The organism is Mycolicibacterium sp. XJ2546 (assembly GCF_053483195.1).
Genome location: NZ_JBEFRW010000016.1, coordinates 55,042 through 74,313, shown reverse-complemented (window position 1 = coordinate 74,313; position 19,272 = coordinate 55,042). Strand labels below are relative to the sequence as shown.

At 68.4% G+C, this 19,272-nt stretch carries 19 protein-coding genes and 1 pseudogene; 10 read left to right on the top strand and 10 right to left on the bottom strand.

Features of this window, described 5'->3' with window-relative positions; genetic code table 11:
* Positions 1-59 precede the first annotated feature (59 nt).
* Entirely contained in the window at positions 60-1,979 is a 1,920-nt protein-coding gene (locus tag ABQE44_RS21435) for an ABC transporter ATP-binding protein/permease (protein ID WP_448394000.1), read from the top strand.
* Here ABQE44_RS21435 and ABQE44_RS21430 read toward each other — a convergent pair.
* The 7 genes from ABQE44_RS21430 to ABQE44_RS21400 form a co-directional block, all read right to left on the bottom strand.
* A complete protein-coding gene (locus tag ABQE44_RS21430) occupies positions 1,976-3,481 on the bottom strand; it encodes an FAD-binding protein (RefSeq protein ID WP_448394001.1) in 1,506 nt (501 codons plus the stop codon). The genes ABQE44_RS21435 and ABQE44_RS21430 overlap by 4 nt on opposite strands.
* Positions 3,478-3,948 carry a VOC family protein gene (locus tag ABQE44_RS21425; RefSeq protein ID WP_448431807.1) on the bottom strand — a complete coding sequence of 157 codons (471 nt, stop codon included), beginning with the start codon at positions 3,946-3,948 and terminating at the stop codon, positions 3,478-3,480. Before ABQE44_RS21425 ends, ABQE44_RS21430 begins: the two co-directional genes overlap by 4 nt.
* 50 nt (positions 3,949-3,998) lie before the next feature.
* Positions 3,999-4,637 (bottom strand): SRPBCC family protein, encoded by a 639-nt coding sequence (locus ABQE44_RS21420; protein ID WP_448431805.1) that lies wholly within the window; start codon positions 4,635-4,637, stop codon positions 3,999-4,001.
* Positions 4,634-4,972, bottom strand: coding sequence for an ArsR/SmtB family transcription factor (locus ABQE44_RS21415; RefSeq protein WP_448394004.1), 339 nt, complete (start codon positions 4,970-4,972; stop codon positions 4,634-4,636). The genes ABQE44_RS21420 and ABQE44_RS21415 overlap by 4 nt, the downstream gene beginning before the upstream one ends.
* A gap of 47 nt (positions 4,973-5,019) precedes the next feature.
* Positions 5,020-5,709: an Rv1815 family serine proteinase gene (locus tag ABQE44_RS21410; protein WP_448431803.1), complete on the bottom strand. Its 690-nt coding sequence runs from the start codon at positions 5,707-5,709 to the stop codon at positions 5,020-5,022.
* A gap of 176 nt (positions 5,710-5,885) precedes the next feature.
* Positions 5,886-6,824, bottom strand: coding sequence for a sterol desaturase family protein (locus ABQE44_RS21405; protein WP_448394006.1), 939 nt, complete (start codon positions 6,822-6,824; stop codon positions 5,886-5,888).
* Between the two features lie 24 nt (positions 6,825-6,848).
* Positions 6,849-8,405 (bottom strand): carboxylesterase/lipase family protein, encoded by a 1,557-nt coding sequence (locus ABQE44_RS21400; RefSeq protein WP_448394007.1) that lies wholly within the window; start codon positions 8,403-8,405, stop codon positions 6,849-6,851.
* A 149-nt stretch (positions 8,406-8,554) separates the two neighbouring features.
* Between ABQE44_RS21400 and ABQE44_RS21395 the strand changes: the two genes are divergently transcribed.
* Positions 8,555-8,896, top strand: a complete 342-nt coding sequence (locus ABQE44_RS21395) for a DMT family transporter (protein WP_448431801.1) — start codon at positions 8,555-8,557, stop codon at positions 8,894-8,896.
* A complete protein-coding gene (locus ABQE44_RS21390; protein WP_448394087.1) occupies positions 8,896-9,219 on the top strand; it encodes a DMT family transporter in 324 nt (107 codons plus the stop codon). The genes ABQE44_RS21395 and ABQE44_RS21390 overlap by 1 nt, the downstream gene beginning before the upstream one ends.
* On the opposite strand, the gene ABQE44_RS21385 is transcribed toward ABQE44_RS21390, so the two are convergent.
* Positions 9,188-10,390: an MFS transporter gene (locus ABQE44_RS21385; protein ID WP_448394009.1), complete on the bottom strand. Its 1,203-nt coding sequence runs from the start codon at positions 10,388-10,390 to the stop codon at positions 9,188-9,190. The two genes, ABQE44_RS21390 and ABQE44_RS21385, sit on opposite strands and share 32 nt — an antisense overlap.
* A 102-nt stretch (positions 10,391-10,492) precedes the next feature.
* Between ABQE44_RS21385 and malQ the strand changes: the two genes are divergently transcribed.
* Both malQ and ABQE44_RS21375 read left to right on the top strand, forming a co-directional pair.
* Positions 10,493-12,631, top strand: coding sequence for a 4-alpha-glucanotransferase (gene malQ / locus ABQE44_RS21380; protein WP_448431799.1), 2,139 nt, complete (start codon positions 10,493-10,495; stop codon positions 12,629-12,631).
* Positions 12,632-12,710: 79 nt separating this feature from the next.
* The gene (locus ABQE44_RS21375) at positions 12,711-13,142 is read left to right on the top strand and encodes a hypothetical protein (RefSeq protein WP_448394011.1); all 432 of its coding nucleotides are present in this window, start codon (positions 12,711-12,713) and stop codon (positions 13,140-13,142) included.
* Positions 13,143-13,147: 5 nt separating this feature from the next.
* Here ABQE44_RS21375 and ABQE44_RS21370 read toward each other — a convergent pair whose 3' ends face one another.
* Both ABQE44_RS21370 and ABQE44_RS21365 read right to left on the bottom strand, forming a co-directional pair.
* Positions 13,148-13,582, bottom strand: coding sequence for an SRPBCC family protein (locus ABQE44_RS21370; RefSeq protein WP_448431797.1), 435 nt, complete (start codon positions 13,580-13,582; stop codon positions 13,148-13,150).
* Positions 13,583-13,585: 3 nt separating this feature from the next.
* Positions 13,586-14,431, bottom strand: a complete 846-nt coding sequence (locus ABQE44_RS21365) for a lysophospholipid acyltransferase family protein (protein WP_448394013.1) — start codon at positions 14,429-14,431, stop codon at positions 13,586-13,588.
* 94 nt (positions 14,432-14,525) lie between these two features.
* Here ABQE44_RS21365 and ABQE44_RS21360 point away from each other — a divergent pair, with 94 nt between their 5' ends.
* The 5 genes and pseudogenes from ABQE44_RS21360 to ABQE44_RS21340 all read left to right on the top strand — a co-directional run.
* The gene (locus tag ABQE44_RS21360) at positions 14,526-15,440 is read left to right on the top strand and encodes a metal-dependent hydrolase (protein WP_448394014.1); all 915 of its coding nucleotides are present in this window, start codon (positions 14,526-14,528) and stop codon (positions 15,438-15,440) included.
* Positions 15,440-16,555, top strand: a complete 1,116-nt coding sequence (locus tag ABQE44_RS21355; protein ID WP_448431795.1) for a PDR/VanB family oxidoreductase — start codon at positions 15,440-15,442, stop codon at positions 16,553-16,555. The genes ABQE44_RS21360 and ABQE44_RS21355 overlap by 1 nt, the downstream gene beginning before the upstream one ends.
* A gap of 22 nt (positions 16,556-16,577) precedes the next feature.
* A complete protein-coding gene (locus ABQE44_RS21350) occupies positions 16,578-18,002 on the top strand; it encodes a serine/threonine-protein kinase (protein ID WP_448394016.1) in 1,425 nt (474 codons plus the stop codon).
* Positions 17,999-18,874 (top strand): LLM class F420-dependent oxidoreductase, encoded by an 876-nt coding sequence (locus ABQE44_RS21345; protein WP_448394017.1) that lies wholly within the window; start codon positions 17,999-18,001, stop codon positions 18,872-18,874. The genes ABQE44_RS21350 and ABQE44_RS21345 overlap by 4 nt, the downstream gene beginning before the upstream one ends.
* A pseudogene (locus tag ABQE44_RS21340) lies at positions 18,871-19,263 on the top strand (nuclear transport factor 2 family protein); the annotation flags it as partial. The gene ABQE44_RS21345 and the pseudogene ABQE44_RS21340, both read left to right, overlap by 4 nt.
* Positions 19,264-19,272 lie beyond the last annotated feature (9 nt).

Sequence of the window (19,272 nt, the reverse complement as noted above, 5' to 3'; positions counted from 1 at the left end):
CAGCGAGCAGTTGAGCTCTCTGCAGCGCTGACGGCGTTTCGGAAAGGTACCTTGCCCGAATGGAAAGTTTTGTCCCGACGCTGGACTGGGGACACGAGCTGTGGACTTCGCTGGTCTGGGTCGCGCGCGCCTGGGTGATGGCGGCGATCGCCACGCTGATCGTCGTGGTGCTCATCGCGAAATTCACCACGTGGGGGCGCCAGTTCTGGCGCATCACCGGCGGCTACTTCAAGGGCCCCGAAAGCGTCAAGGTCTGGCTCTGGCTGGCCGCCCTGCTGCTGTCGGTGATCGTGGGTGTTCGGCTCTCGGTGCTGTTCACCTATCAGGGCAACGACATGATGACCAGCTTCCAGGTGGTGGCGTCCGGCCTGGGCACCGGCGACGCCGCCGTCCGGGACTCCGGCGAGGCCGGCTTCTGGATGTCGATGCTGGTCTTCGCGCTCCTGGCGGTGCTGCACGTCGCGCGGATCATGCTCGACCTGTTCATGACCCAGCGGTTCATGCTGGCCTGGCGGGTGTGGCTCACCGACCGCCTCACCACCGACTGGCTCGACGACAAGGCCTACTACCGCACCCGGTTCATCGACGACACGATCGACAACCCGGATCAGCGCATCCAGCAGGACATCGACATCTTCACCGCCGGCGTGGGCGGACTGCCGAACACCCCCAACAACACCTCGACGGCCACCCTGCTGTTCGGTGCGGTCAACGCCGTCGCCTCGATGATCTCGTTCACCGCCATTCTGTGGAACCTGTCCGGCACGCTCACGCTGCCGGTGGTCGGGATCGCCGTGCCCAAGGCCATGTTCTGGATCCTGCTGGCCTACGTGCTGTTGGCGTCGGTCTTCGCGTTCTGGATCGGCAGGCCCATCATCTGGTTGTCGTTTCGCAACGAGAAGTACAACGCCGCGTTCCGGTACGCGCTGGTGCGGTTGCGCGACGCAGCTGAGGCTGTCGCGTTCTACCGCGGCGAACTCGCCGAACGCGCGGGCCTGCGGCGGCTCTTCGCGCCCGTGGTGTCGAACTACAAGCGCTACATCAACCGCATGATGGGCTTCTACGGGTGGAACCTCTCGATGGACCAGATCATCGTGGTGCCGCCCTACCTGCTGCAGTTTCCGCGGTTTCTGTCCGGCGAGATCACCCTCGGCGCGATGACACAGACCGCCGCGGCGTTCGGCAATATCGAGCAGGGCCTGTCGTTCTTCCGCAACGCCTACGACCAGTTCGCCGGATACCGGGCGGCGATCATCCGGCTGCACGGCCTGGTGCTGGCCAACGACGAGGGCCGGGCGCTGCCGGAGCTGATCACCAACCCGTGCGTCGACGGCACCGTGGAACTCGCCGACGTGGAGGTCCGCACGCCCGACGGCAAGCAACTGGTCAAACCGCTCGACATGCGGCTGGAAGTCGGCGACACGTTGGTAATCACCGGGCCGTCCGGCAGCGGCAAGACCACCCTGCTGCGCAGCCTGGCCCAGTTGTGGCCGTTCACCTCAGGGGCGCTGACGCGCCCGTGCGGACCCAACGAGACGATGTTCCTCTCGCAGCTGCCCTACGTGCCGCTCGGTGACCTGCGCACGGTGGTGAGCTACCCGAGCGAAGTGGGCAGCATCGACGACGAGATGTTGCGGCACACGCTGACCAAGGTCGCGCTGTCGCATCTCGGGGACCGCCTCGACGAGGTCGACGACTGGGCCAAGGTGCTCTCCCCCGGCGAACAGCAGCGGATCGCGTTCGCCCGCATCCTGTTGACCAAACCCAAGGCAGTCTTCCTCGATGAGTCCACGTCCGCGCTCGACGAGGGCCTGGAGTTCCTGCTCTATGACCTCGTGCGCACCGAACTGCCCGACACCATCCTGGTTTCCGTCAGCCACCGCAGCAGCGTGGAACAGCACCACACCCACGAGCTCAAGCTGCTCGGCGACGGTGAGTGGCGGCTCGGCCGCATCCAGGACGAGCCGGTACCCGTCTAGCCGCGGGCGGCGTGCCCACCCGCGCGCCGGGCTGCGTGTCCACCCGCCCGCCGCCCGAAGAACGACCCCTCGCCCAACTGCGTGCCGCTGGCGTAGCCCTTGCCGTCTTGGGCGATGTTGGACGCGCACGCGCCTGCCGCGTACAACCCCGGCACGACGCTGCCGTCCTCGCGCAGCACCTCGCCGTCGATCGACACCGCCAGACCGCCCATCGTGAAGCCCGAGTACATCGCCACGCCCAGCGACAGGTCGAACGCGGCCCACGGCCCCGTGTCTTGGGCCGCAAGGTATTCGGGCTGTTTGTGGAAGTCGGGGTCCTCACCGCGGGCGGCGTCGGCGTTGTAGCGCTCGAGGGTGGCCGCCAGGTTGCCTTCCGGAATGCCAAGCGCGGCTTCCATTTCGGCGATCGTCTCCCAGCCGTCGATAAACTTGATCAGCGGCATCTCGGGCATCTGCATGTGCGCTTCGTCGACGACCAGGTAGGCCTTCTGCTCGGGCTGCTCCAGCACGAATGCCGATGTCCGTGAGTGGTAGGAGTCCTCGGCGACGAACCGCTTACCGTCCTTGTTGACGATGACGCCGGTCAGCAGGATCTCCGGCGGATAGGCCGCTGCGGTGATGAACAGCTGGTCCAGGTTCTTGGCGACGCCGCCCGCCGAGACGCCCATCCGGATGCCCAGGCCATCGTCGTGCGGGTTGCCCAGGATGTAGGGCTCCACCACACCGTGGTGTTTGGTTTTTCGCTGCTGGCCCAACGCCGGGGTGTGGCGCGCGACCATCTCGGGGTTCATCGCGAACCCGCCCGCGGCGATGATCACCGACTTGGCCCTGACCGCGCCGGTGTCGCGGAAGTGCTTCCAGGCCACCCCGACCACCGACCCGTCGTCGACGACGAGGTTGGTCACCCCGGTCTCGTAGCGGATGTGCACGCCCAGGTCGGTGGCGCGCTTGAGCAGCAGGTCGATGACCATGGCGGCGCCGCCCAGCTCACCCGGTACGGGCACGGAGTGGCCACGCGGCGCCGGTTTGGCTTGTTCGCAGAACGGCCACACCTTCTCGTTGCCGGTGTAGGACAGGCCTTCGGTGCCCGGCGGGACGACGACCTTGCCAGGGTAGTAGCTGCGCTCGAACTGAAACCCCAAGTCCTCCAACCAGTTGAAGTGTTCGACGGAGCCTTCGCAGTACGCGCGGATCTTGTCGTGCTCGGGCTCGCGCGACATCGCGACGAGGTACTTGTACATCTCCTCGGCGCTGTCGCCGTGCCCGGTGGCCTGCTGCACGGCGGTGCCGCCGCCGAGATAGAAGTGCCCGCCGGCCATCGAGGTCGTCCCGCCCGCTGCGGCCGCACGTTCCAGCACCAGCACCGACGCGCCCGCGGCCGCCGCGCTGACCGCCGCGCAGCCGCCGGCGATACCGAAACCGATGACGACGACGTCGACCTCGTCGGACCACGCCGCCACCTCGGCCGCGTCGACGGTGTCGGGAATGTCCAGTTCGCTCACTGTTGCTCCTGTTTGATGTAGTCGAAGTAGGCGCGAATCTCGTCGGGCACGTAGGCGATCTCGAGGTAGGGCACGCCGGGGGCTTCGATGTAGGCGAAGTCCATACCGCCCGGCATCACGCCGCGCTGCACCGCCTCGGCGCCCCGTTCGGCCAGTGCCGCGTCCACGTCGTCGACCTCCACGCAGATGTGATGCAAGCCCGGCCCGACGCGGTCGAGGAACTCCGTATAGATGCTGTCCCCGCGAACCGGCGCGATGATCTCCAGCTGGGTGTGCCCGGCGTAGCTCAGCGAGATGGCGGCGACGAAATCCGCGGGACGGCCGCGGTAGGTGCAGGCATCGGGGGCGAAGTGCACGCTGGGCATGCGGATCCACTTCTTGGCGCCGAGCAGCGTGGTCAGCGCCGCTTCGGTGGCGTCCAGATCCCGGGTCACCCACGCGACTTGGACAGGTGTCTGGGCAAGCATCGCGTCGAGGATATCGCCGCCCCGCACCGTTGGCTAGAACGTGTTCTAGTTCAGCCTTCGCCGAGGTAGGCCGCGAGACAGCGATCGGCCATCTCCCGCGCGGCGACGGGGTCTTCGCCCTGAGCTACGTTCGCGTCGTACCACCGCTCGCTGGACAGCGTCAGAAAGCGCCGGCCGTCGTCGGTGCCCAGCCACTGCTGTCCAGCGGCCGGGTCGACGGATTCGCCCGTGCGCAGATGGATCGCCAGCCCCAGCACCATGGAATCCCACCCCATGCCGACGGCGCCCGGCCCGTACATACGGGAGATGTCGTCGTCCACGTGGGCGATGTGCTCGATCACCAACCGCGCCCGGTGCGGTCCCTCGCTGCTGACCGTGACGTCGATCCAGCTGGTGCCGCCGCCGTACTCCCAGGTGGCGGTGAAGTTGCGCGGCGGGTCACACGTCAGGATGGTGCCTCCGGCCTGCTCCTCCAGCTGGTAGGACCCGCCGAGCCGCAGGTCACCCGAGATCGGCATCAGCCACCGCGGTATGCGTTCGATGTCGGTGACCGCATTCCAGAGGTCGTCGGCCTCGGTGTCGTAGGTCTGGCTGATGGTGGCGACGTGGGCCTGCCCGGATTCGATGGTCCGGGCGCCGAAAGTCCGCTGCACCGCGTTGATCTGGTACTCGACGTTGACGTCGATCATGTCGTCTTCTTTCGCCGTTGCCGTTTGCCGCGCGCGATCTCGGTGGCCAACGCATCCAGTCGCGGTGTCCAGAACCGGCGGAACCCCTCCAGCCACTCGTGGACTTCGCGCAGCCCCGCACCGTCGACGGCATAGAGTCGCCGTTGACCGTCCGGCCGCACCGACGTAAACCCGTTATCGCGCAGCACTTTCAGATGTTGCGACACCGCTGGCTGGGTGATCGCGAACTCACTTTGGATCGCCGATCCGATGGCCCCCGCCGACATTTCACCGTCGGCGAGCAGTTCGAGGATGCGGCGGCGCACCGGATCGCCCAAGACGTCGAACGCGTGCACCCACCCAAACTAAAGCTACGACTTATATAAATTAATACTTAATGAAGTTACGGCATCGGTCCGGCGTTGCTCGACGCCGCGGAGATGACCCCCTCGCGGGCCTGCGCGCTGGTCACCTGCCACGACACCGCCGCGGGGAACTGCCCCCACGTGCTGTTGAACATTCCGATGATCGCCGCCCGACCATCCGGGGTCACCACATAGACGGGTCCGCCGGAGTCGCCCTTACCGCTGACGACGCCGTTGCCCATCGTGAACCAGCCGTTGTTGACCGATTCGATGGTTCCGCAGCTCTCCCCGGTGACGACGCCGAAGTGGCAGACGGGCAGACCCGGGGTGGGCACGACGGCGGGATCCGACACCAGCAGCCGTCCGCCGGGAAGGACGTTGTTGACCGCCACGTCGGGGCCCAGGCCGATGATCTGCCAGTCGGTGATCTGATGGTTGGTGTCGACGGTGGCGCCGTTGGGGGTGTTGTCGCGGAACTGCACCTGGGTGCCGACGAAGTTGCCGTTGCGGTCGCGGACATGACCGCTGCCCCGGCAGTGCCCGGCGGTGAACGCGACACGCGCGTGCAAATCCACGAATCCCAGCGTGCACACGGTATTGTCTTGGCGGATCTCCATCCCGGGATGCACGACGATGCCGGGTGAGGCGCTTACCGGCGCCAAGGGGGTTGCGAGCGCGATGATCGGGGCGGCCAACGCTGCCATCGCGCGAAATCGTCGTCGGAGCATCTTCCGCACCGATCCTCTCGAGTAACAGGGTGACAACGGTACCGCTGTGATGCAGTTTCCTGTACCCGAGCCAGAGAACTCATAATCCGCCCGACCAGCAGCAACCGCGTACGGTGGCACCTATCCTTGGCCATCGCTCAAGATCACGGGAACGTTACGGCCGCGCGAAAGAAAGTTTAGGCGGAGAGTTCGGCCGCCGGATCCGCGATGCGGGGCGCATCGGACACGCGGCGTTCGGCCGGTTGCCAGCCGGGCGGGCCGAACGCGTAGCCGAGCTTGTCGCGCCACCGGGTGGCCTCGCGCATATCGCGCAGGATCGCTACGTACTCGTAGGTCTGCAGCTTCCAGATGTTGTAGGTGTCGACTTGCTTGGTCAGCCCGTAGTGCGGCCGCACGGTTTCGGGCGCGAAGGTGCCGAACAGGCGGTCCCACACGATGAGGATGCCGCCGTAGTTCTTGTCCAGGTACTGGTTGTCCATCCCGTGGTGCACCCGGTGGTGCGAGGGGGTGTTGAAAATGAACTCGACTGGCGCCCAGAGCTTTCCGATGCGTTCTGTGTGGATCCAGAACTGGTAGATCAGGTTGATCGAGAAGCTGGCGAACACCAGCCAGGGCGGCACGCCCAGCAGCGGCAGCACCGCACGCAGCAACACGTCGCCGCTGATGTTCCACTTCTGCCGCAGCGCGGTGGCGAAGTTGAAGTATTGGCTGGAGTGATGGGCCTGATGCGTGGCCCAGATCAGCCGCACCCGGTGCGCGATCCGGTGGTAGAGGTAATACATCAGGTCGACGCCGACGATCGCGATGACCCAGGTGTACCAGGCGTTGGCGGGCAGGTGCCACGGTGCGACGTAAGCGTAGAGGGCTGCGTAGGCCAGCAGTGCGACGAAGTTGAGCACCCCGCTGGTGCCGATCGACACCACACCCATCGAGATGCTGGCCCAGGCGTCGGGTTTGGAGTAGGCGCCTGCCGGGGCACGTCGTTCGTCGTGGGCCAACTTGCGGGCCGCGGCCCATTCGATGACCAGCAGCAGCAAGAAGAACGGCACCGCGTACATCACCGGGTCGTGCATCAACGGCGGCAGCACGTCCGCAAAAATCCAGTCCAACGCCATCCCTCCAGCCCGCAAGTCTACGGTCTAGCGGAAGCTGAGAACCTGATCACCCCAGGCGGTGCGCACGTCGGCGTCGAGGTCGTCGACCACCCGGTCCTGGGCGTCGATGGTCAGGGTGGCCCGGTCGTCGTTGCGGTACGGACGCCACAGCGGATCGCCCTGCGGGCCTGACGGGGTGGCGTCGACGGCGAAGTTCAGCCAGCGGGTCCGCATGCGCGCCGAAACGGCTCTGCCGGCCTTCAGCCCGCCGAGCTTGAACGTCGGGTCCCTGGGGCCGGCGACCAGGTTGCCCCACACGAACGGCAGTTCGGTGGCGTGAGCGGCGTCGAGCCGCAGCAGCCGCAGCATCGGGGTGGCGAAGTCGAAGCGGTAGAGGTACACGGGTGCAACCTGGCAGTGGCCTTCGGCGAACCAGATCGAGGGCATACGGAAGCCGATGTCGCGGGCCACGCCCATGCCGATGATCTTGGGTCTGCCGCGGTAGGCCGCCCGGATCTGCGCCTCGCTCGGCAGCTGCAGTCCCGGCTGTTCGGCGGCGATCGTGGCGAACATCTCCCGGATCGCCTTCGGCGTGATCGGCATCAGCGGCGACTTCATCCAGCGGAACAGCGCGGCCTCGTGCTTGTTGGTGCCGATGGTCAGCGGGACGGGGTGGGTGCGGCCTTCGCGGGCCAGTTCCACCGGGTGCGCGGGCACGATGTCGCCGTCGATGATCGGGGCGAACGCCAGCGTGCCCGGCGTGGTCGACGGGACGGCGTCGAAGACCCGTTGGGCTGCGGCGTTGACGGCCGAGATGGGAACCGAGGCCAGCCGGTGGGCTTCGTCGGCGCGCACATCCAGTGCGGCGAGGAACTGTTCGGCGATGCGTCGTCCACGCGTTTGGTCATAGATCGACGTCGCCGGTGAACTCTGCGCGATTGCCGCGGAGAACAGTCCTTCGGCCGCCGGGCTGGCCAGCAGCGTGGTGATGATGCCGGCGCCCGCCGACTCGCCGAAGATCGTCACCCGGTCGGGGTCTCCCCCGAACGCGGCGATGTTGTCGCGCACCCATTGCAGCGCGAACAGCACGTCACGCATACCGATGTTGGTGGCGAACTGGTCGCCGAACGACGACAGGTCCAGGAACCCCAGCGCGCCCAGCCGGTAGTTGATGGTGACGATGATGGCGTCGCCGGAGCTGGCCAGCGCACGACCGTGATACAGCGGCTGTGCCGAGGAGCCCAGGATGTAGGCGCCGCCGTGGACCCAGACCATCACCGGTTTGCCCGCACCGGCCTCGATGTCGGAGGCCGCCCACACGTTGAGCGTCAGACAGTCGTCACCCTGCGGGGCGCCGAGGTCGATCGGGATTTTCGCGTCGGTGGGCTGCGGGCACACCGGGCCCACCCGGGTGGCGTCGCGCGGCTCGATCCACCGCTGCGGCGGTTCGGGTGCGCGCCAGCGCCGTTCGCCCACCGGCGCGGCGGCATAGGGAATCCCCTTCCAGAACTTGACCGTTCCGTCGTCGATTCCGCGCACCGGCCCGTTGGCGGTGTCGACGACGAGCGCGTGATCGGTTGCGCGTCGTGCGTCGGCCGTCATGCGAACTCCTTGCGTCGGCTCATCTCGAGCAGTTCCAACCACTTCAGGTTACGCCGCGCCCGGAGGCCGATATCGCCGTTGTGGTGGGTGCTACCAGGCACTTTGTCGGCTAAAGGTGAGTTTCGGCACAGGTCGACTAATTTGTTCGCGTGAGGAACTGGGTGCTGCTTGGCGCGGCGGTCATCGCCGAGATCGCCGCCACACTGTCATTACGCGCTTCCCATGACCACTCGGCGTGGTTGGCGGTGGTCATCGCCGGATACGTCACGGCGTTCACGCTGTTGACCTTGATGCTGCGTGCCGGCATGCCGGTCGGGGTGGCGTACGGCATCTGGGGTGCGCTGGGCACCGCGGGCACCGCGGCGCTGGCGGCCGTGCTCTTCGGCGACCCGTTCACCTGGCCGATCGTCGCGGGCATCGGGTTGATCATCGCCGGGGTGCTGCTGGTCGAATTCGGATCCGAACGCGCGGCGGCGGTGGACGCGCCGTGATGTGGGCGACGCTGGCAGGCGCGATCGTGTTCGAGGTGTTCGCGACGATGTCGTTGCGGGCATCCGAGGGATTCCGCAAGCGGGTTTGGATCGCGCCGGTGGTCCTCGGCTACCTGGCGTCGTTCTATCTGCTGTGGACGACGCTGGCCCTGGGCATGCCGGTGGGGGCGGCCTACGGGATCTGGACCGCCTGTGGGGTGGCGTTGGTGGCGCTGATCGCCCGCGGGGTGTTTCGCGAACCGCTGACCCTGATGATGCTGGTCGGTATTGCGTTCATCGTCGCCGGCGTGCTCACGATCGAGATGGCCGGCGTCGCCCACTGAGCACACCGGCCAGCAGCATCACCGCCGCGCCGGCGATCGGGACGGAAAGCAACCCGCCCCGCAGGCTGGTGGCGTCGGCGACCAACCCGACCACCAGCGGCGCACCGAAGAAACCGATCCGCATCAGCCAGGTCACCACCGTCAGGCCGGTGCCGGGACGCAGCCCAGGCAGCTGATCGGCGCCGTGCATCGCCGACGGGATCAGCGCGGCCACACCGAAGCCCGCCGCGGCGAACCCTGCGATCGTGCCGGGCACGGACGGAAAGGCCAGGGCCGCACCCATTCCCGCGGTGGCGATGAACCCACCGGTGCGCACCACCGCACGTTCGCCGAACCGGTCGACTAGCCGGTCGCCGATCAGCCGCCCGACGAACATGAAGCCCACCAGCGCGACGTATCCGAACGCCGCCACCGGCCCCGGCGCACCGAGGCCGTCGCGCAGATACAGGGTGGCCCAAGAGCTTCCGGCGTCCTCGATGACCGCGCCCGCCACCGCGATGGCCACCAGCGCGAGCAGCGTCGCATACACCGTCGTGCCCGCTGCTCCGCTACCGCCGGTGCGTGCCGACCTGTCGTGATCGTCGTGGTCGGGGCCCGCCAACAGGTACGGGTAGGCCATGAGAACGACCACGCTGAGCACGACCCCCACCACGCCCAGGTGCACGGCCCGCGAGACGTTCAACGCGATAGCCGCCGCACCCGTCAGCCCGCCGAGGATCGCGCCCAGCGCCCACACCGCGTGAAACGAGTTGATGATCGAACGCCTGTAGCGGCGCTGTACCCGCAGCCCGTGCGCGTTCTGCGCGACATCGGTGACCGCATCGCACGCACCGGCCAGAAACAGTGCGCCTGCCAGCGCCACCGCCGACGGCGCCACCCCCGCCAACAGGACGAACACCGCGACCCCGATCGCGCCGATCGCCGCCACCCGGGCCGAGCGGAACCGCCGGATCAGCGCCGCGGCGGTCAACCCGGCCGCCAGCGCGCCCGCCGAGAACGCGGCGATCGCCGCGCCGTAGACCGCGTTGGACAGTCCCAGGTCGGTCTTGATCTCCGGATACCGCGGCAGCAGGGTGGCGAAGGCGGCGCCGTTGGTCAAAAACAGCACCGCGACGGCGATGCGGGCTCGCCGGTTCTGCGCCGTGGCCGCTTCCACAGCGTCAGACGCCATGAACCGCACCCTACCGACCCGACGCATGCGCGCTGGTTCCCGTGGGTACACCCCGGTGGTGACGGTCAGCGAGGTGCATTCCCAACAGGCAAGATTGACGGTATGACGGACCTGCCGCAGTCGCTGGTCGAGTTGGCGCGGCGCTACGGCGTGGCCACCGAGTACGAAGACTGGGCCGGCCGACGCATCACCGTCGCCGAGTCCACGCTCACCGCCGTACTCGACGCGCTGGGTGTGCAGGCCGACACCGAACAGCAGCGCGTCGCCGCGCTGGCCGCGCACGACCGCGCCTACTGGACCCGGCCGCTGCCCCCGACGATCGTGGCGCGCGCCGGGACCGCGGCGTCGTTCTGGGTGCACGTCCTCCACGGCGACCCGGCGCAGGTATGGGTGCGGCTCGAGGACGGCAGCACCCGCACCGGCCTGCGTCAACTGGAAAACCACAGCGCGCCATACGAACTCGATGGACAACTGATCGGCGAAGCCAGCTTCGAGGTGCCGCCCGACCTGCCGCTGGGCTATCACGAACTGCACCTGCAACTCGGCGACGACGACGTCAGCACCGCCGTGATCGTCACCCCCGCCTCGCTGGCGCCGCCGCGACTGGGCACCGGCCGCAGCTGGGGGCTGGCCGTGCAGCTCTATAGCGTGCGCTCGCAAAGATCTTGGGGCATCGGCGATTTGACCGACATGACCGATCTGGCCGTGTGGTCGGCAGCCGAACATGCGGCCGGGTTCCTGCTGGTGAACCCGCTGCACGCCGCAGCGCCGACCGCCCCGATGGAGCCGTCACCGTACCTGCCGACCTCGCGGCGTTACGTCAACCCGATCTACCTGCGGGTGGAGGCCATCGCCGAGTACGCCTATCTGCGCCGGCGCGGCCGCAGCCGTAAGGCGCGCGAACAAATCCAGGCTGCCGCCGATCGCGCCGAGTTGATCGACCGCGACGCGGCCTGGCAGGCCAAGCGCGCCGCCCTGCAGGCCGTCCACCGGGTGCCGCGTTCGGCCGGCCGCGACCTGGCCTACGCCGCCTACCGCAACCGCGAGGGCGCCAGCCTCGACGACTTCGCGACGTGGTGCGCACTGGCCGAGAAGTACGGCAACGACTGGCACGGCTGGCCGCAGGAACTTCAGCATCCGGCCCGCCCCGCGGTCGCCGAATTCGCCGCAAAGCAAGCCGCCACCGTCGACTTTCACCGCTGGCTGCAGTGGCAACTCGACGATCAGCTGACCGCCGCGCAGGCCACGGCGCTGCAGGCCGGCATGGACCTCGGCCTCATGCACGACCTCGCCGTCGGGGTCGACCCCAACGGGGCCGACGCGTGGGCGCTGCAGGATGTGCTGGCGCTGGGCGTCACCGCCGGCGCGCCGCCCGACGAGTTCAACCAGCTCGGCCAGGACTGGTCGCAGCCCCCGTGGCGGCCCGACCAACTCGAACAGCGGGCTTACCAACCGTTTCGGGGGCTGGTCAACGCCGTCCTGCGGCACGCAGGCGGGGTCCGCATCGACCACATCATCGGGTTGTTTCGGCTGTGGTGGATCCCCAACGGCGCGGCGCCCACCGAAGGCACCTACGTGCGATACAACCACGAGGCGATGATCGGCATCGTCGCACTCGAGGCACACCGCACCGGAGCCGTCGTCGTGGGCGAGGACCTGGGCACCGTCGAACCGTGGGTGCGCGACTATCTGCACCAGCGCGGCCTGTTCGGCACGTCGATTCTGTGGTTCGAGGCCGACCGCGACGGCGCAGGCGGGCCCCTGCCCGCCGAACGGTGGCGGGAGTACTGCCTGTCCGCCGTCACCACCCACGACCTGCCGCCGACCGCCGGCTACCTGGCCGGCGAACACGTCCGGCTCCGTGAACAGCTCGGGCTGCTGACCCGTCCGGCCGAGGAGGAACTGGCCGCCGACCGTGCCCAGCAGGCCGCCTGGCTGGCCGAACTGCGCCGCGTCGGGCTGCTGGGCGATTCCGAAGACGCGAGTGTCGATGAGATCGTCGCCGCGCTGCACCGGTATCTGGGCCGCACCCCGTCGCGGCTGCTCGCGTTGTCGCTGACCGACGCGGTCGGTGACCGCCGCACCCAGAACCAGCCCGGTACCACCGACGAATACCCCAATTGGCGGATACCGCTGACCGGTCCCGACGGGAAGAAACTCCTGGTCGAAGACGTCTTCACCGATGCCCGCGCGGCCGGGATGGCCGCGATCATGCGGGCCGCGGTCCAACCACCGGTGTAACGCGCGAGGTCAGTTCTCCGGTTTCCCATATGTCACGACTGCGATATGTTCGCACCGCCACCGACTTAGGAGAGATCACGTGAACAAGCTCGTTGTGCTCAGCGGTGGGCTGGTGGCCGCCGGCGGGGCCGCGCTGGTCGGCGCGGGTATCGCCATGTCGCAGCCGGCCGGGTCGTCCTCCCTCAACGTGGTCGGCGAGCCGTACAACAAGGCGCTGCGCATCCTGCAGGCCCAGGGCTACAAGGGATATTTCGGCGGTTCGTTCGGCAGCGAACTGCGCCAGTCCGACTGCCTGGTCGACACGCAGAAGGTGACTTCGCGGGGCCGCATCCTGCTGATGCTGGACTGCAGCCAGGCCGCCGCCGACCGACTCGAGCAGATGGGTCCGTCGGGTGGACCGCGGGTGGGATCCAACGGCGTCACCACGGTCACCCCGACCCCGGTGGTGCCGATCCAGGGCGCCCCAGGACCCGGCATGGCGCCACCGCCTCCGCCGCCTCCGCCCGGCTGAGGCCGCTAGCCCTCGACCATCCGTTTGAGGTTCTTCAGCGTCTGCCCCATGTTGCGGCTGACCTGCCTGGCCGCGACGCGGTCGGCGATCAGCCCGAGCAGGTTGCCCGCCGACTCGTAGGACAGCCGGAAGTTCACCTTCGTCTTGCCGTCGGAGGTTTGGCGCAGCCGGAATCGGCCGCGCTGTGACACCCCGGTGATGCCGATCCACGACAGCTCGCGCGGCTGGTCGAACTCGACGACCTCCACCGACCCGCCGATCGGCACCGAGCCGATCTTCCAGTGCACGGTGTAGCGCGCGCCCACCCCCGGCGGGACGTCGGTCACGGTCTCCCAGCGCTGCAGGCTGGCCATGAATTGCGGGTAACAGCCCGGGTCGCTGACCACCCGCCACACCTCGTCGCGGCCGGCGTCGATGATGCAGTGCCGTTGTACGCGCATCGATCAGCCGATCACCGGGAAGCGGCGCTCTGCGGCCAACGCGTCGACCCCGGCCTGCAGGCTGCCGATGACCTTGTCGTGGACCGCGTCGTCGTCGCCGCCGCGCACCTCCTCGGCCGTAATCGGCTCCTGAACCTCCACCGTGATCTTCGCGGGCAGCGGGATATGGCCTGCGAGGTCACTGATCACCAGGCCCCACGGCGGGGCGATCGCGATCGGCACGCTCTTGAGCCGAAACATCTTGTCCACCCGCAGAAGTCTGGCCAACCATTGCCCGCGGCTGAGGAACAGCACGCTCTCCTGACCGCCCACGCTGGCCACCGGCACGATCGGCACACCGGCCTCGCGGGCCAGCCGGACATAGCCCTTGCGGCCACCGAAATCGACCCGGTTGCGTTCCCACGACGGCCGGAACACCTCGTAGTCGCCGCCCGGATACACCAGCAGCGCCGCGCCGGATTTCAGTGCCAGTTGCGCGTTTTCGTGGTTGGCGGCGACGGTGCCGAACTTGCGCAGCGACGCCAGCGGCGGCGCGGACACCACCAGGTTGTGCGCGAGTTGATAGAACGGGCGCTCGACACCGAAGTAGGAGCAGAACGCCAACGTGAACACGAACGTGTCCGGCGGAACATTGCCACCGCTGTGGTTTCCGACGAGCAGCACCGGACCCTCGGTCGGGATGCGATCCAGGCCGCGCACGTCGGCCCGAAAGTACAGCGACGCGACCAGCCACAGCCCCGGCAGCTGTTCGCGGATGTAGTCGGGGTCGCGCTGGTCCAGATCGGCCTTTGGAACCCGGCTGGTCACTTGGTGCTTGGCCCATTCGAGCACGTCATTGACGCCCGCCATGGGGAAGTTATTGACAAGGCGGACGTACCTGAAACCTGCGTTCCCACATACTGGCTTTAGACTCGATGGCGACGCTGGCTCGAAGGGAGGCCGCATGGCGAGAATTCCGACGCTGCGACCGCGCCGGTTCGACCGGGAGTTCGATCCGGGGCCGGTGCAGATCCAGGCCCGCAAGGTGCACTTCGACGTCAACGACATTCCGCTGCACTGGATACCGGGCCATCCGGTGGCCGCCAATGTGGTCAGCCTGCTCAACGTGGTGCTGCCCGCTGCCGAGCGGTGGTTCGTCGATACCTTCAACGAGGCGCTTCCGCTGGTGACCGATCCGCATCTGGCCGAGGATATGCGCGGGTTCATCGGCCAGGAGGCCACCCACGCCGACGTGCATGAGCAGGTTCTGCACGAGTACATGGTGGTCAACGGCATCGACCCGAAACCGATCCTCGACCAGATCGAGTACGTCTTCGAAAAGATGCTCGCGCCAAGCACTTCCGCCGATCCCAAGCGCCGGCTCAACCACCTGTGCGACCGGCTGTGGCTGATCGCGGCGATCGAGCACTACACCGCGGTGATGGGTGACTTCGCGCTGAACTGCGCGTGGGAGGACCACGACGCCGACCCGACGATGGTCGACCTGTTCCGCTGGCACGGCAGCGAAGAGGTCGAGCACCGCAACGTCGCCCACGATGTGGCCGTGCACTTCCACGACAGCTACCTCGACCGGATCCGGGCCATGACGATGGCGGTGGTGATGATCTTCGTGTTCTTCCAACGCGCGGCCTATTACCTGGTGCGTACCGACCCCAACACCGACATCGGCTGGTGGAAGTTCAACCGGCTGCGGATGCGCGACTCCAAGCTGGGGCTGCTGCCCCGCTACCGCAAGCTGTTCGGGTCCAACACGCTGATGTATTTCCGGCCGGGGTTCTCCCCCGAACAGATGGGCTCGACGGCGCAGGCGGTGGCCTATCTCGCCAGCTCCCCCGCGGCCCGCGCCGCGCACATTTGATGGGGTTTCTGCAACGCATCCGGCAGGCGCCGCCCAGTGCCTTCGGCCGGATGCGCCACGACCTGTCACTGCGCATGGCCGACGCGGCGTTCACCGGGATGATGGCCGTCTCGGCCCGGGTACGCAACATGATCCCGCCGGCCCCCGCCGACCGCACCATCACGCTGAAGGCGGCCGAGCGCCGCGTCGTCGCCCGCGACCAGGACGTGGTCGCGGTGACGCTCGTCGGCGCCGACGGCGCTCCGCTGCCGCGCTGGTATCCGGGGTCCCACATCGACCTGCACCTGCCCAGCGGGCGGATCCGCCAGTACTCCCTGTGTGGGGATCCCGCCGTACGCGACGCCTACCGCATCGCGGTGCGGCGCATCCCCGAGGGCGGCGGCGGATCCCTCGAAGTGCACGACGCGCTGCAACCCGGCGTCACCGTCACCACGCAGGGGCCGCGTAATGCGTTCCCGCTGACCGTGCCCGGCTACGGTTCGCCCACCCGGCGCTTGCGGTTCATCGCCGGCGGTATCGGGATCACCCCCATCCTGCCGATGCTCGACCTCGCGGCGCGGCACGACGTGGACTGGTCGATGCTGTACGTCGGGCGCACCCGCGACAGCCTGCCGTTCCTCGACGAGCTCGCCCGGTTCGGCGAGCGCGTCACGATCCGCACCGACGACGAGTCCGGTCTGCCAAGCGCTGCCGAACTGCTCGGCGACTGCCCGGGCGGCACGGCGGTCTACGCGTGCGGACCCGCCGCGATGCTGACCGCCGTCCGCGCCGAACTGGTCGGCCGCGACGACGTCGAACTGCATTTCGAGCGGTTCGCGGCGCCGCCCGTCGTCGACGGCAGGCAGTTCTCGGTGACGGCCGCCTCGACCGGTGACACGGTGCGCGTCGGCGCCGACGAGACGCTGCTGGGCGCGCTGAACCGGGCCGGGGTACCCGCCCGGTACTCCTGTCAGCAGGGGTTTTGCGGAACCTGCCGTACCCGTGTGCTGGCGGTGGCCGACGGCGACGTCGACCACCGTGACACGCTGCTCACCGACCCCGAACGGGACGGCGGCATGATGCTGGTCTGCATCTCCCGCGGCACCGAGGGCGCACATCTGACGCTCGACCTCTAGCCCGTCCCCTACTATTTCGCCCATGGCTTTGCCCGATGGTGCGACGTTCGCCGGATACACCATCGTGCGGTTGCTCGGGTCCGGGGGCATGGGTGAGGTGTACCTCGCGCACCATCCGCGGCTGCCGCGCCGCGATGCGCTCAAGGTGCTGCCCGCCTCGGTGTCGAAGGACAACGAGTACCGCGAGCGGTTCCACCGCGAGGCCGATATCGCCGCCACCCTGTGGCATCCGCACATCGTCGGGGTGCACGACCGCGGTGAGGCCGACGGGCAGATCTGGATCTCGATGGACTACGTCGAGGGCACCGACGCCGCCCAGTTGCTGCGGGAGCGCTATCCGCATGGCATGCCCAGCTCCGAGGTCGTGGCCATCGTCACCGCCGTCGCCGACGCGCTGGACTACGCGCACCAGCGCGGCCTGTTGCACCGCGACGTCAAGCCCGCCAACATCCTGCTCGCCTATCCGGAGGCAGGTGATCAGCGGATCCTGCTGGCCGACTTCGGGATCGCGAAGTGGGTGAACGACGTCAGCGGGCTGACCGCCACGAACATGACGGTGGGCACGGTGTCCTACGCCGCGCCAGAGCAACTGATGGGTGAGCGCCTCGACGGCCGCTCCGACCAGTACGCGCTGGCGGCCACCGCGTATCACCTGCTGACCGGGTCGCCGCCGTTTTCCAACTCGAACGCGGCGGTGGTGATCAGCCAGCACCTGTCGGCCTCGCCGCCCGCCATCGGCGTGCGCCGCCCCGAACTCGCCGGCCTGGACCCCGTCTTCGCCAAGGCGCTGGCCAAGAACCCCAACGACCGGTTCGACCGGTGCGCCGACTTCGCCCGCGCGCTCAGCCACCGGCTCTCGGACGCCGCGGGAGACGACGACGCCACCCGCATGGCGCCCGTCGCGCAGGCACCGAAACGCTCGTGGCTGCGGGCCGGGATTCTCGTGCCCGCGGTGCTGGCCGTGCTGCTGGTCGTCGCGGTCGGATTCGCGCTCGCCGAGTTCCGCGAGGCCCGTAACGCGGAACGGCTCGCCGCCGCGGCGCCGACGACGACGTCGACCACCTCCGCGGCGCCGCCTCCGGCGCCGGCACCGACGACCACTACCACGACGACCGAGATCGCCGAAACCACCGAGACCGCCACGACCGCCGCCGCCGCAACGCCGACCGCGGTGATCGGCGCGCACTGCTCACCGGTCGGGTCCACCGGAACCACCGAGGATGGCTCGACCGCGTACTGCGCCACCCTGCAGAGCACTGGCGCGACGATCTGGTCGCTCACCGAAGGTGAGGTGCCCAGCCCGACCGTCACCGTCGAGCCCACCGACGAACCGCTGCCCGTCGCCGAAGATTCGCCGGTGCGCGTGTGCATGGAGCAAACCGGACAAACCCGCCGCGAGTGCCGAAGGGATATCCGCGAGAGCAACGGATTGCCTGTGCTGCCATGAAGTTTGCCGTCGTCGCGCCCGTCGCCGCGGGGGTCACCGCGGATCCGGCGTACATGGCCGCGTTCGCCGCACACCTGGAGGCGTGCGGTTTCGAATCCGTCGTCGTGGTCGAACACACGGTGTTGATGACGCAGTACAGCAGTGTCTACCCGTATGACCCGTCCGGCCGTGTCGAACTACCCGCCGACTGTGTGGTGCCCGATCCGCTTGAGCTGCTGACGTTTCTGAGCGCCCACACGCAGCGGTTGGGCCTGGCCACGGGTGTGCTCGTGTTGCCCAACCATCATCCGGTGGTGCTGGCCAAGCGGGTGGCCACGCTCGACGCGCTGTCGGGCGGACGGGTGCGGCTGTGCGTCGGCGTGGGCTGGCTCAAGGAGGAGATCGAAGCCTGCGGAACCGATTTCGCCAGCCGGGGCCGGCGCGCGGACGAACAGCTCGAGGTGATGCGCCTGTTGTGGGAGGACCGCGCTGACGGCGTCAGCTTCCACGGCGAGTTCTTCGACTTCGACCATGCGATGTGCTATCCGAAACCCGTTGCGGCCATTCCGATCACCATCGGCGGGCACAGCGCGGCCGCGGCGCGACGGGCGGGCCGCCTCGGCGACGGATTTCAGCCCCTTGGTGTCAGCGGAGCCGACCTCGACAAGCTGGTCGCCATCATGCGCGCCAGCGCCCAGCAGCACGGGCGCGACCCCGGCGCGTTCGAACTGTCGCTGGGGCACAGCGTGACCAGGATCGACCGCGACCGGGCGGACAAGCTGGCTGCGCTGGGCGCCGACCGCGTCGTGTTGGCGATGCCGGCGATCACCGACATCGACGAGGCCCGCGACGTGTTGTCGGCCTGCGCGCAGCGGCTCGGGCTGACGTCGTGACGCTGGCGCTCGCAGACCGGTTGGCGCTGACCGACCTGGTGCACCTGTACGCATCGGCCGTCGACGACCGCCGGTTCGACGATGTGGTCGAACTGTTCACCGAGGCAGCCGAACTGCGGCTGCCCGACCCGCCGCGCTCGTTGGAGCCGGTACGCCGCAACCACGGCCGCGACGGGGTGCGGGCGGCCATGGCCGCCCTGGCCGCCGTGGCCCGCACCGAGCACGCGATCGTCGGCGAGGTCTACGCCGCCCGCGATGAGCCCGACTACGCGCTGGGCCGCATCACCTGCATCGCCCACCACTGGACGGTGGCCGACGGACAGATCACCGACCTCATCTGGCATCTGCGTTACGACGACGAGTACCTGCGGACCCGGGTCGGCTGGCGCATCCACGGC

Bases quoted from the DNA above. Each gene is read 5' to 3' on its own strand.
- ABQE44_RS21345 (WP_448394017.1), top strand. From the start codon at position 17,999: ATGAAGTTTGCCGTCGTCGCGCCCGTCGCCGCGGGGGTCACCGCGGAT.
- ABQE44_RS21385 (WP_448394009.1), bottom strand. From the start codon at position 10,390: ATGGCGTCTGACGCTGTGGAAGCGGCCACGGCGCAGAACCGGCGAGCC.
- ABQE44_RS21400 (WP_448394007.1), bottom strand. From the start codon at position 8,405: ATGACGGCCGACGCACGACGCGCAACCGATCACGCGCTCGTCGTCGAC.
- ABQE44_RS21370 (WP_448431797.1), bottom strand. From the start codon at position 13,582: ATGCGCGTACAACGGCACTGCATCATCGACGCCGGCCGCGACGAGGTG.
- ABQE44_RS21420 (WP_448431805.1), bottom strand. From the start codon at position 4,637: ATGATCGACGTCAACGTCGAGTACCAGATCAACGCGGTGCAGCGGACT.
- malQ (WP_448431799.1), top strand. From the start codon at position 10,493: ATGACGGACCTGCCGCAGTCGCTGGTCGAGTTGGCGCGGCGCTACGGC.
- ABQE44_RS21435 (WP_448394000.1), top strand. From the start codon at position 60: ATGGAAAGTTTTGTCCCGACGCTGGACTGGGGACACGAGCTGTGGACT.
- ABQE44_RS21350 (WP_448394016.1), top strand. From the start codon at position 16,578: ATGGCTTTGCCCGATGGTGCGACGTTCGCCGGATACACCATCGTGCGG.
- ABQE44_RS21360 (WP_448394014.1), top strand. From the start codon at position 14,526: ATGGCGAGAATTCCGACGCTGCGACCGCGCCGGTTCGACCGGGAGTTC.
- ABQE44_RS21425 (WP_448431807.1), bottom strand. From the start codon at position 3,948: ATGCTTGCCCAGACACCTGTCCAAGTCGCGTGGGTGACCCGGGATCTG.
- ABQE44_RS21410 (WP_448431803.1), bottom strand. From the start codon at position 5,709: ATGCTCCGACGACGATTTCGCGCGATGGCAGCGTTGGCCGCCCCGATC.
- ABQE44_RS21390 (WP_448394087.1), top strand. From the start codon at position 8,896: ATGTGGGCGACGCTGGCAGGCGCGATCGTGTTCGAGGTGTTCGCGACG.
- ABQE44_RS21355 (WP_448431795.1), top strand. From the start codon at position 15,440: ATGGGGTTTCTGCAACGCATCCGGCAGGCGCCGCCCAGTGCCTTCGGC.
- ABQE44_RS21405 (WP_448394006.1), bottom strand. From the start codon at position 6,824: ATGGCGTTGGACTGGATTTTTGCGGACGTGCTGCCGCCGTTGATGCAC.
- ABQE44_RS21365 (WP_448394013.1), bottom strand. From the start codon at position 14,431: ATGGCGGGCGTCAATGACGTGCTCGAATGGGCCAAGCACCAAGTGACC.